General features: G+C 61.4%; 11 protein-coding genes. 9 read left to right on the top strand and 2 right to left on the bottom strand.

Annotated elements, in window-relative coordinates:
• Positions 1-7 precede the first annotated feature (7 nt).
• The 3 genes from C9990_RS28930 to C9990_RS28920 are packed head-to-tail and all read left to right on the top strand — an operon-like array spanning position 8 to position 2,909.
• Positions 8-964 (top strand): glycosyltransferase, encoded by a 957-nt coding sequence (locus tag C9990_RS28930; RefSeq protein WP_106805339.1) that lies wholly within the window; start codon positions 8-10, stop codon positions 962-964.
• A 51-nt stretch (positions 965-1,015) separates the two neighbouring features.
• Positions 1,016-1,780, top strand: a complete 765-nt coding sequence (locus C9990_RS28925; RefSeq protein ID WP_106805338.1) for a glycosyltransferase family 2 protein — start codon at positions 1,016-1,018, stop codon at positions 1,778-1,780.
• A 43-nt stretch (positions 1,781-1,823) separates the two neighbouring features.
• Entirely contained in the window at positions 1,824-2,909 is a 1,086-nt protein-coding gene (locus C9990_RS28920; RefSeq protein ID WP_106805337.1) for a glycosyltransferase, read from the top strand.
• Here C9990_RS28920 and C9990_RS28915 read toward each other — a convergent pair.
• Positions 2,898-3,464, bottom strand: a complete 567-nt coding sequence (locus tag C9990_RS28915) for a toluene tolerance protein (RefSeq protein WP_177343918.1) — start codon at positions 3,462-3,464, stop codon at positions 2,898-2,900. The two genes, C9990_RS28920 and C9990_RS28915, sit on opposite strands and share 12 nt — an antisense overlap.
• A gap of 149 nt (positions 3,465-3,613) precedes the next feature.
• Here C9990_RS28915 and C9990_RS28910 point away from each other — a divergent pair, with 149 nt between their 5' ends.
• From C9990_RS28910 to C9990_RS28885, 6 genes are all read left to right on the top strand, one after another.
• The gene (locus C9990_RS28910; protein ID WP_106805336.1) at positions 3,614-4,792 is read left to right on the top strand and encodes an O-antigen ligase; all 1,179 of its coding nucleotides are present in this window, start codon (positions 3,614-3,616) and stop codon (positions 4,790-4,792) included.
• A 9-nt stretch (positions 4,793-4,801) separates the two neighbouring features.
• Positions 4,802-6,610 (top strand): lipid A export permease/ATP-binding protein MsbA, encoded by a 1,809-nt coding sequence (msbA, locus tag C9990_RS28905; RefSeq protein ID WP_106805335.1) that lies wholly within the window; start codon positions 4,802-4,804, stop codon positions 6,608-6,610.
• Positions 6,611-6,762: 152 nt separating this feature from the next.
• Positions 6,763-7,467 carry a sulfotransferase family 2 domain-containing protein gene (locus C9990_RS28900; RefSeq protein WP_065900063.1) on the top strand — a complete coding sequence of 235 codons (705 nt, stop codon included), beginning with the start codon at positions 6,763-6,765 and terminating at the stop codon, positions 7,465-7,467.
• A complete protein-coding gene (gene cysC / locus C9990_RS28895) occupies positions 7,460-8,068 on the top strand; it encodes an adenylyl-sulfate kinase (RefSeq protein WP_106805334.1) in 609 nt (202 codons plus the stop codon). Before C9990_RS28900 ends, cysC begins: the two co-directional genes overlap by 8 nt.
• 103 nt (positions 8,069-8,171) lie before the next feature.
• Complete coding sequence (gene hldE, locus C9990_RS28890) at positions 8,172-9,596, top strand: bifunctional D-glycero-beta-D-manno-heptose-7-phosphate kinase/D-glycero-beta-D-manno-heptose 1-phosphate adenylyltransferase HldE (protein WP_065900067.1); 1,425 nt, start codon at positions 8,172-8,174, stop codon at positions 9,594-9,596.
• Positions 9,589-10,524: an NAD-dependent epimerase/dehydratase family protein gene (locus C9990_RS28885; RefSeq protein WP_106805333.1), complete on the top strand. Its 936-nt coding sequence runs from the start codon at positions 9,589-9,591 to the stop codon at positions 10,522-10,524. Before hldE ends, C9990_RS28885 begins: the two co-directional genes overlap by 8 nt.
• A gap of 108 nt (positions 10,525-10,632) precedes the next feature.
• Here the strand turns inward: C9990_RS28885 and C9990_RS28880 are convergent, their stop codons facing one another.
• A complete protein-coding gene (locus tag C9990_RS28880; protein WP_065900069.1) occupies positions 10,633-11,592 on the bottom strand; it encodes a metal ABC transporter ATPase in 960 nt (319 codons plus the stop codon).
• Positions 11,593-11,613: the final 21 nt, after the last annotated feature.

Below are 11,613 nucleotides of genomic sequence, written 5' to 3'. Positions count from 1 at the left end.
GAAAGTCATGAAAGTTTTGTTTCTGGTGCAGAAAGAGCAGCGCGCTATCCTCGACCGTCTTTACGAGGGCGTGGCCGAGCACTGCGAGTGTGATATCCGTTGGCTGAGCAGCGATGAGCAGCGCAACCTGCGTGGTTATTTCCGCCGCGAAGTCGATGTGACCCGTTACGATCGCATCGTGTTCTTCCTGCGCTTCAAGCAGGAAATCCGCCAGGCCGGGTTTATCCGCACGATCCCCAACCTGGTGATCCTTGAGCACGACGCCTACCAGAACTACATTCCCTGTAAATATACCGGCAAGTTCAGCGCCCACTACCGCCGCCTGCCGTGGGCGCGGGTGATCAGTTCCGGGCATATGGTCACTGAGCGCCTGCGTGCGGAGGGCTTTGACGCCGTGTTCGTGCCAAAGGGCTATGATCAGGCGCTGTTGCAGGCGCAAGGGCGCGAACGCGACATCGAGCTGGCGTTTGTCGGCAGTACCAACAGTGTGGCCTACACCGGCCGCAAGGCATTGCTGGATGAACTGGCGCGGGTTGAACCTTTGGTGGTGACGCGCACCAAATCTGGTGAGGAATACTGCGCGACCCTCAACCGCATTCGTTTTTTCGTCAGTGCCGACGTCGGCATGGGCGAGTACATGATCAAGAATTTCGAGGCCATGGCCTGCGGTTGCGTACTGCTGGCATTTGATCAGGGCGCCGAGGAAAACCAGGCGCTTGGTTTCAAGGACATGATCAATGTGGTGTTCTACAAGGACATCCCGCAGTTGCAGGAAAAACTCGCCGTCTTGCGGGCCGACCCGCAGCTGGCGGCAGACATTGCGCGCAACGGGCAGGACCTGGCCGTCAGTCAATTCAGTTTCGCCCGGATCGGCCAGCGCATTGTCGAAGCGCTCCAGCCACCCCTGCGGCCACGTGCGCCGCTGAATTTGCTGGAGAGGTTGCGTCTGACACTGGGCGTTTGAAAGTGGCCAAATAGCCACAAATGATGGCTATATGATACTATCGAGGCTTGAATGCAATTCTCCGATCAAAGCGACATAACGCTTGTAGTGACTAGTTGTGGTCGCTTCGATTTGTTGAGGCGCACACTCGAGAGCTTCGATCTGTTCAATACGGCGGCAATACGCGAAGTCTTCATCACCGAAGACTCCGGTGACGAAGCCGTACGCCAGGCGATTCCCGAGCATTGGCGCGGACATTGCACCTTCTTGATCAATCGCCCGAAGCTTGGGCAGTTGGCATCCATCGACCTGGCCTACGCGTCGGTCAAGACCCCCTATATATTCCATTGCGAGGATGATTGGGCGTTTTATCGACCCGGGTTTGTCGAGGATTCCAAGGTAGTACTGGAGCAGCGCCCGGACATTCTTCAAGTCTGGTTGCGCAACTATGTTTACGACTTGCAGGTGCACAGCCCCTATATCCACCTGGGGTCGCGCGAAGTGATTGGCGGGGTGCCGTGTTATCCCTTGCTGTCGGATAAGCCCGAGTGGCAAGGATTTTCGCTGAACCCGGGCCTGCGGCGACTCAAGGAGTACCAATTGTGCGCACCCTTTTCAGGGTTCGAAGGCGAGAAAGGGCTTTCCAGGCGTTACGCAGAGTTGAATCTGCCAGCGGTTACCCTCGAGGGCGATGCGGTCCTGCACACCGGTTTCGGTTTGCACGTGGCAACGGCGGGAGAGCGCTCGACCAAGGCCAAGCGCAAGCGGCGAGAGCGGATCAAGCTGGCTCTCATGCTGATACTGGGTGTCGGTATCGGTTGGTTGATCAATAGTTGAGTGCAACAAGCCACCACAACGCCGCATAAGGTCTTTTTTTTCGATGAGTATCCTCAACATCATGTGGGCCGGTGGCTCTGCATTTGCCTCAGTGCAGAAGGTTCATCAACAGATTTTGTCGCACGCGCTCAGCCGTGCACCGATTGACACCTGGCTGCTTCAAGGCAGTGCGGACGGCGGTGAACCGGCCCGCGAGTGGAAGCTTTCCTCCGCCCGGCTCAAGGGGCGGCATGTATGGAAGCTCATGATGCCCTGGATGCGCGCGCGCTTTGAGAAGGCCCTGCCCGACGGGGTAGAGGTGGTGCTGCTGGATGGGATTGGCGTGGCCCGGGTGATATTGCCTGTGCTCAAGCGTCTGCCGCAGGTGCGTGCAGTCGTGGTGTTTCATGGCGCCACGCGCCTGCGACGGGCTGACCAGCAACTGTTCGAGCAATTCCCGGCCACGCAATTGACGCTGGCGGCGGTGTCGCAAACCCTGGCGGACTCACTTGAGCGCTATCTGCAGCGGCCGGTGGCGGTGTTGCGCAGTGCTTTTGACCCGGTTGCTTTCCGCGCTGCGGCGCTTTCGCGGGAAGAGGCGCGTTCGCGCCTGGGCCTGCCGTTGGAAGACGCGCCGGTATTGGGTGCGGTAGGCCGGCTGGTGGATGGCAAAGGCTTTGGCTGTTTGCTGGAGGCATTTGCCAACGTGTCGGCCAAGCAGCCTGGCGCGCGCCTGGTGATTCTCGGCGAGGGCCCGGCCCGGCCTGCCCTTGAAGCCCGTATCGAGCAGCTTGCCTTGCAGGGCAAAGTGTCACTGCCAGGACATCTGCCTGACGCGGCGACGCTTTACCGTGCGTTCGACTGGGTGGCTATTCCCTCCACCCAGGAAGGCCTCGGGTTGATCCTGCAAGAGGCTGTGATGGCCGGCGTGCCGGTGTTGACCAGCGAGCTGGCGGTGTTCCGCGAGCAGGTGGCGGATGCCGGCTGGTATGCACCTTCGGAAGATGCAGAGGCCTGGGCCGGCCTGATGGCGCGGGCATTCGCGGCCTCTGCCACGGCGGTGGTCGAGGCTCAGTCGCAGGCGTTGGCGCCGGAGCAAGCCTGGAAAGACTTCAGTGAAACCTCCCGGCGGCTGTTCTCATGCCGCTAGCAGCGCTTGCTCCAGTGCATGCATTGGAAAGCAATCGTTCAGCTTCTCGCGTGCAATATAGCGCGCGAAGTGCTGCAAGTTGCGTCGTGCGAGTTCCGGGTTCAGCGGGGCGCGCAAGAAGCGCATGTCGGCCACGTCGATAAGCCCCATTTCATTCTCCGGCGTCACCACGATATTGCCCAGGTGCAGGGAGCGGAAGTAAATGCCGGCAGCGTGCAGGCGGCGGATCAGTGCCACCAGCGGATCGAGATTCGATTGCCAGTCAAAACCTTCTTTATTGGAAATCTGCCGCAGTGTTTCCCCCGGCAACGGGCGATACAGCACGGCGGTCATGCCGGGCGCGGCCAGTTGGAAGTACGCCAGCACAGTCAAGGTCGGGATGCCGCGCTGCTGCAATTGCGCCACGTTGTCGATGAAACGCTTGGAGTACGGACGAAACAGTGCAGATGAAAACAAGCGTTTACGACGAAACAGTTTAAGGATATTTCCGTCAGACAGCAGGTAGACTTTGGGCCCGTAGCTGTCCTTCTCCAGGACTCTGGCGCCTTCAATCATCGTGTTTAAATCGGCTTGGGCAAGCCTTGAACATTGCATCGTTGGAAAGCCTTGTGGGGAGTCGCGGGCACAGTGATCGGTAATAATGCCGAAAGTTTTGGGTTTTAACCATGCCGGGTTGGCAGGTTGAACGTATTCAGGAGCGGGTGATGCAAGCAAGTCGTTGGGCGCAGGTATGGATGATTTTCGGGTTGCTTTGGTTTCTGCTGGCGATTGCCTTTGCGCCAACCAACAAGATTTACCAACAAGGGTTGACGCTGTTTCTCTGGTTGCCGGCCATGGTGTTCGCCTGGTCGGCGCGTGAGCGTCTCAAGGAGGTCTGGCGCGAGCAGCGCTGGATGTGCCTGATGATCGCGGCGCTGGCGATCTGGGGCGCGATCAGCCTGACGTGGACCAATGCCGAGGACCCATCGCGCGAGGCCAAGCGCCTGCTGTATATCGGCGTGTTCCTGCTGTTTTTCCCGGTGCTGGCCTGTGGTCAGAGCGATCGCATCATTCGCGTGATGCAGTGGGGTGGTTTCGGGCTGGCGGTGTCGTCGCTGGTGGCGATCATCAAGTTTTATGGGGTCGAGCATAACGCCTGGTCTGCCCGCCTCGAAGGGCTGGGGCAATTGGCTCACCCGATCCTGGGCGCCTACGTGATCGGCCTGGCGGCGATCTGGTTGCTGCATTGGCTGCCGCGTGGCCGCTGGATGCAAGTGGCGTGGGTGCTGTCCATCGGATTGCTGGGGCTCTTCGTGGTGTTGAGCCAGAGCCGTGGCGCGGCATTGGCGCTGTTGCTGACCGTGGTCGCCATGCCGGCCTGGTGCCGGGACCGACGTAGCACCGTGATTGCTATCGCTGCGGTCGTGGCGGCGGTGGCGGTGTTCTTCGCCATGGAGTCGCTGATGCTGGCCCGTGGTGTTTCCTATCGGCCGCAGATCTTCATGGCCTCTTTGCACATGATCGGCGAGCATCCGTGGACCGGCCTGGGCCTGGGTGGGGACTACAAGGTCTTTGCCGATAACCTCTATTTCGATCACGCCCACAACCTGTTCACGCATGTCACCATCGAGCTGGGCCTGCCGGGCCTGCTGCTCTGGTGCGGGCTGTGGTTCGGCGTGTTGTGGCAAGCCTGGAAGGCCCGCGACACGCTCTACGGCAAGGGCATCATCGGCATGTGGGTGTTTTCGTTCCTGGCCATGCAGTTCGATGCTGCGAGCCTGACGGGCACGCCCCGCGCCGAGTGGTTCATCTCGTGGCTGCCGATTGCGCTGGCCAGTGTGTTGGTCTGGGCTCGGGCCAAACCCGACGCTTGTGATAAAGTTCGCGTCCTACCCAATCAGTGAGCTCGACACATGAGTGACGCACCGCCCAAAGCGGACCAGGAATCCAGCCTGAAAATTTATTTCAGGCTGCTGGGCTATGTGAAACCGTACCTGGGCATGTTCCTGCTGAGTATCGTGGGCTTCGTGATCTTTGCGTCCACCCAGCCCATGCTCGCCGGGATCCTCAAGTACTTCGTGGATGGCCTGAGCAACCCCGACGTGGTGTTCCTGCCCAAGATCCCGTTGTTCAAGGACTTGAAGCTGCTGATGGCCGTGCCGCTGCTGATCATTCTGATCGCGGCGTGGCAGGGCCTCGGCTCGTTCCTGGGCAACTACTACCTGGCCAAGGTTTCCCTGGGGCTGGTGCATGACCTGCGCGTCCAGCTGTTCAACAAGCTGCTGGTGCTGCCCAACCGTTATTTTGACACGCACAACTCCGGGCACCTGATTTCGCGCATCACCTTCAACGTGACCATGGTCACCGGGGCTGCCACGGATGCGATCAAAGTCGTGATCCGCGAAGGCCTGACGGTGGTGTTCCTGTTCGGTTACCTGCTGTGGATGAACTGGAAGCTGACCCTGGTGATGCTGGCGATCCTGCCGCTGATTGCCGTCATGGTCGGCAGCACCAGCAAGAAATTCCGCAAGCAGAGCAAGAAGATCCAGGTGGCGATGGGCGACGTGACGCACGTGGCCTCCGAAACCATCCAGGGCTACCGCGTGGTGCGCAGCTTCGGTGGCGAAAGCTACGAGGAGCGCCGCTTTGCCGCCGCCAGCCAGGGCAACACCGACAAGCAACTGCGCATGAACAAGACCGGCGCGGTCTATACGCCGATGCTGCAATTGGTGATCTACACCGCCATGGCTGCGCTGATGTTCCTGGTCCTGTTGCTGCGCGGTGACGCCACGGCAGGTGACCTGGTGGCCTACATTACCGCCGCGGGCCTGCTGCCCAAGCCGATCCGCCAGCTGTCGGAAGTCAGCTCGACGATCCAGAAAGGCGTGGCAGGTGCCGAGAGCATCTTCGAGCAACTGGATGAAGTGCCTGAAGTCGACAGCGGCACCGTCGAGCGTGACCGTGTCAGCGGTCGCCTGGACGTGCGCAACCTGAGCTTCACGTACCCCGGTACCGATCGCGAAGTGCTGAAGAACATCAGCTTCAGTGCCGCGCCGGGGCAGATGATTGCACTGGTCGGGCGCTCGGGCAGTGGCAAGTCGACCCTGGCGAGCCTGATCCCGCGCTTCTACCATCACGAGACCGGCGAGATCCTGCTGGACGAGGTGGAGATCGAAGATTACCGCCTGCGCAACCTGCGCCGACATGTCGCCCAGGTGACCCAGCACGTCACGCTGTTCAACGACACCGTGGCCAATAACATTGCCTACGGCGACCTGGCGGATGCGCCGCGCGAAGACATTGAAAAAGCAGCGGCGGATGCCTACGCCATGGACTTCATCTCCGAGCTGCCAAAAGGCCTGGACACCGAAGTCGGGGAAAACGGCGTGTTGCTTTCCGGTGGCCAGCGTCAACGCCTGGCAATCGCTCGGGCCCTGCTGAAAAACGCCCCGTTGCTGATTCTGGATGAAGCGACATCGGCGCTGGATACCGAGTCGGAGCGCCACATCCAGGCGGCGCTGGACAAGGTCATGAAAGGCCGCACCACCCTGGTCATCGCGCACCGTTTGTCCACCATCGAGAAAGCCGACCTGATTCTGGTGATGGACCACGGTGAAATTGTCGAGCGTGGTACGCATCTCGAACTGCTGGCCATGGGCGGCTATTACTCGCGCCTGCACGCCATGGGCCTGGACGAGCCGGCGACGGCGAACATCACCTGACACACCGGGGCGCGCAATGCGCCCCGTTTTTTGTATCAAGCCCCATACACGCTTGACCAAAGCCAAATAATTCGCTGCCTATCGTTTGTTATGTTGGCCTTCTCGATTCGAATGACGAACGAGAGGGCTAACCTTCTTGCGTGGGTAATGGAATGTTGCAACGTCTGTTGTGGAAACTGCTTCCCAAGCCCCAGCGGGCGTTTCTGCTGGGGCGTTTGTCGGTGGTGGATCGCCAGGCAGTGAACAAATCCCTGTCGGCGGTGACCGTCCTTCCCCCTGCCTTCGAGCGACACAACTGCGTGTTTATCCACGTGCCCAAATGCGCCGGCAGCAGCGTCTGTTCGGCGCTGCTGGATGGGCGCTGGCCGGGGCATTTGCCGTATTACTGGTACCAGCAGCAATTTCCCGAGCACTGCGAGCGCAGTTTCAAGTTCGCCTTCGTGCGTGACCCGCTGGAGCGCGCCTACTCGGCCTATACCTATTTGCGCAGCAATCACATGGGCGCGCGTGATCTGCAGGCCCAGGCGCTGGTGTCCAGCTACCGCGACTTCGACCATTTCATTGCCGGCTGGCTGCACCCGGACAACCTGCGTCGCCAACTGCATTTCGCGCCCCAGACCGACTTCCTGGTCGATCACATGGGGCAAATGGCGATGGACTTTCTCGGGCGCCAGGAGTCGCTGGAGCAAGACTTCCAGCACCTGTGCGAACACCTCGGCGTGGCGACCTCGCTGCCCCATCTGAATGTTTCACTCGGGCGGCGCAGCGAGCCGGTCAGGGAGTTCTGCTCCTTGCGCACGCGCCGCCTGGTCCGGCGCGCCTATCAACGTGATTACGAGGTCCTGGGTTATGAATAGCCAGTCGCTGTCCCATGGTTCTGCATCGATCCGCCCCTTTGCCTTGTCGCTGTCGGTGGCCGCACGGGCGGCGCTCAAGCACCAGCAGCCTTGTTGCGTATGGCTGACCGGGTTGTCCGGCTCGGGCAAGTCGACGCTGGCGAATGCTTTGGAGGTCCAGCTCAACGAGCAGGGGCGACACACCTTTGTGCTCGATGGCGATAATTTGCGCACCGGCCTGTGCAACGACCTGGGCATGAGTGATGCGGCCCGCAAGGAAAACATCCGGCGCATTTGTGAAGTGGCGCGGTTGATGGTGGACGCGGGGTTGATCGTGATCGTCTCGGCGATTTCGCCGTTCAGCGCCGACCGGGCCGCTGCCAAGGCACTGTTCGGGCCGGGGCAGTTTTTTGAGGTGTATATCAGCACGCCATTCGCTGTGTGCGCGCGGCGCGATCCCAAAGGCCTCTACCGCGCGGCGCTGGAAGGGCGGATCAAGGCGTTCACCGGCCTGGACAGCCCTTATGAAGCGCCGCGTGCCGCCGACTGCGAAATCAATACCGATGAGGTCGAGTTGGCTGACGCCGTGGAGCAGGTTCTCGCGGCCTTGTTCAAAAAATGATCAGTTTTCGCGCATGATGCATTGCCGATAAAGCTCTCGAACTAGGCGGCGCTCACCCTGTGCTAATATCGCGCCCCTGTTCATTTTGTATGTGGGTTGCTCCATGAAGTTGTCCATGCCGCGATTCGATCAAGCCCCTGTCTTGGTGGTCGGCGATGTCATGCTCGACCGTTACTGGCATGGCGGTACCTCACGGATTTCCCCTGAGGCGCCGGTACCGGTAGTCAAGGTCGAGCAAATCGAAGACCGCCCGGGTGGCGCTGCCAACGTTGCCCTTAACATTGCCGCGCTCGGCGCCCCGGCCTCCCTGGTGGGTGTGACCGGCGACGACGAAGCCGCCGACAGCCTGGCCAACAGCCTGCGCGGTGCTGGCGTGCGTGCGCAGTTCCAGCGCATTGCCCACCAGCCGACCATCGTCAAGCTGCGGGTCATGAGCCGGCACCAGCAATTGCTGCGTATCGATTTCGAAGAACCCTTCGCCACGGACGCCCTGGCCTTGAGTGGCCAGGTCGACGAGTTGCTCGAAGGCATCAAGGTGCTGGTGTTGTCCGACTACGGCAAAGGTGCGTTGAAGAACCACCAGATGCTGATCCAGGCCGCCAAGGCGCGCAATATCCCGGTACTGGCTGATCCCAAGGGCAAGGACTTCTCGATTTATCGCGGAGCCAGCCTGATCACGCCGAACCTCAGCGAGTTCGAAGCCATCGTCGGCGGTTGCGTCGATGAGCACGACCTCGTGACCAAGGGCGCGGCGCTGATGGCTGATCTCGACCTCGGCGCCTTGCTGGTGACCCGTGGCGAGCACGGCATGACCTTGCTGCGTCCTGGCCACCCGGCGATGCACCTGCCGGCGCGGGCCCGTGAAGTGTTCGACGTCACCGGCGCCGGTGACACCGTGATTTCCACCCTGGCCGCCTCCATCGCCGCCGGCGAAGAGCTGCCCCACGCGGTGGCACTTGCCAACCTGGCGGCGGGCATCGTGGTCGGCAAGCTGGGTACGGCTGCCATCAGCGCGCCCGAGCTGCGCCGCGCGATCCAGCGTTCCGAAGGCTCCGAACGTGGCGTGCTGACCATCGAGCAATTGCTGCTGGCAATTGACGATGCACGTGCCCACAACGAAAGCATTGTGTTCACCAACGGTTGCTTCGACATCCTCCACGCTGGCCATGTGACCTATCTGGAGCAGGCTCGCGCCCAGGGTGATCGCCTGATTGTCGCGGTCAACGATGACGCGTCGGTCAGCCGCCTCAAGGGCCCGGGCCGTCCGATCAACAGTGTCGACCGACGCATGGCGGTATTGGCCGGCCTGGGCGCGGTGGACTGGGTGATCAGCTTCCCTGAAGGCACCCCGGAAAACCTGCTGGCCCAGGTCAAGCCGGACGTGCTGGTCAAGGGCGGCGATTACTCCGTCGACCAGGTTGTGGGCGCCGATATCGTCAGTGCCTACGGCGGCAAGGTCAAAGTGCTTGGCTTGGTCGAGAACAGCTCGACCACGGCCATTGTCGAGAAGATCCGCAACAATGAGTAACGCTGATAAGCGGGTCCTGATCACCGGCGGTGCCGGTTTCATTGGCTCGCATCTGGTCGATGCGCTGCTTGCCAAAGGCTATGCAGTGCGGGTGCTGGATGACCTGTCCACCGGCAAGCGCAGCAACCTGCCGCTGGACAACCCGCGCGTCGAGCTGCTGGAAGGCGACGTCGCCGATGCTGCGCTGGTGGCGCGTGCCGCCATCGGCACCACGGCGGTGGTGCACCTGGCCGCGGTAGCGTCGGTGCAGGCTTCGGTGGATGACCCGGTGAGCACGCACCAGAGCAATTTTGTCGGCAGCCTGAATGTCTGCGAAGCGATGCGCCAGGCGGGCGTGAAGCGTGTGGTCTTCGCTTCCAGCGCGGCGGTGTATGGCAACAACGGCGAGGGCGCTTCGATCGACGAAGAGACCACCAAGGCGCCATTGACGCCCTACGCGTCCGACAAGTTGGCCGGCGAGCATTACTTTGATTTCTACCGTCGCCAGCATGGCCTGGAGCCGGTGATTTTCCGCTTCTTCAATATCTTCGGGCCGCGCCAGGACCCATCGTCGCCGTACTCCGGCGTCATCAGTATCTTCAGCGAGCGTGTCCAGCAGGGCTTGCCGATTGCCGTGTTCGGCGATGGCGAGCAAACCCGCGATTTCATGTACGTGGAAGACCTGGTGGACGTGCTGGTGCAGGCCATCGAAGCCCCGGGCGCGCCCTTGGGTGCGATCAACGTGGGCTGGAATCGCACCACCACCCTCAAGCAAGTGCTGCAGGCGCTGGAAGAAGCGGTGGGCAAGCTGCCCGTCGTGACTTACGGGCCGGCGCGCTCCGGCGACATTCGGCACTCGCGGGCAAATAACCAGCGCTTGCTGGCCAGTTTCGAACTGCCCGAGCCGACCCCGTTGAAGGTTGGGTTGAAGCGCTTGCTCCACGGCTGAATGCAATCAATGTGGACGCCGGCTTGCCGGCGATGCAGGCGCCTGGGTACATCATGTGCACCGAGGTGATGCCATCGCAGGCAAGCCGGCGCCTACATTGGGTTTGCGTTAACCCTTGGCTTTTTTCTTTGGCACGATCTTGCGCAGCACGCGCCGTGCCAGGCGCTTCAATTTCGACTCCTTCTCCGGCTCCGCCAGGCCCTGCTGCCTGAGCCAATCCTTCCAGCGAATCCGCTCCTCGCGCACCAGCCAGCCTTCCTGCTGGGCGAAGCTTTCGGCCAGGTACAAACCACGGGTGCTGGCGGGGTACAGCTGATCTTTCTTGACGGTGTACAGCTCGGCGAGCGGCTGGCCGTCCTTTAAAGGCATCAGGTACAAATCCGGGCGCTGGCGGTCCAGGCGTGCCACCAGTTGGTCGCCTTCGAGGCGCTCATCCACATGGAACAGGCTCAGGGACTTGGCCTCTTTGGGCACTTCGAGGCGCAAGTCGTAAATCAACTGCAGCGACGCGGTCGGCAAGTGCACATAGGCCCGTGGCCGCTCGATCAGTTGGGTTGTCGCACACCGCACCGGGCGCGCGGCGCCGGACAGGGGGCTCAAGCGAAACGGCAGCGCCTCGCGATAATGCAGCGCGGCAGAGTAGGGCGCCGGCAGCCAGGTGTCGTTGAAGCGCCCGCTGAGCCAGCCTTCGGGTGTTTCCAGCAGGCACTCTTCGGCAATTTCCTGGATGGCGGTGTGCAGCGGCAGGTTCAGTTCATGGGCGGGGACATAGCCGGAGATCAGCTTGAGCACTACGTCGCCCCGGTCCTGGCGGCGCTGGCGCACCAGCACCCAGTAATCCTTGTTTTGCCAGTGCAGGGTCAGGCGCACCGACACGCCGAGGTTGGCCAGCTCAAGGGCGAAACGCTCGGCGTCCGGAACGTCTACCGGCTTGCGGCGTTGCAGGGTCTGGGCAAAGTTGAGCGGCATGCCCACGCTCTGGTAGCTCAGGCCTTCGGGTGTGGCTTCGACGTGCAGCGGCAGTGTTTTGAAGTTGCTGGGGTTTTTTCTTATGAGCGTTCGCGGCATGTCGGCTCCTTCTTGCGACGG

Source organism: Pseudomonas sp. S5D5 (assembly GCF_003013355.1).
GTDB classification, from domain to species: domain Bacteria; phylum Pseudomonadota; class Gammaproteobacteria; order Pseudomonadales; family Pseudomonadaceae; genus Aquipseudomonas; species Aquipseudomonas aylmerensis.
The sequence above is the reverse complement of the archived record's forward strand: the minus strand, read 5'-3'. Positions and strand labels throughout refer to the sequence as shown.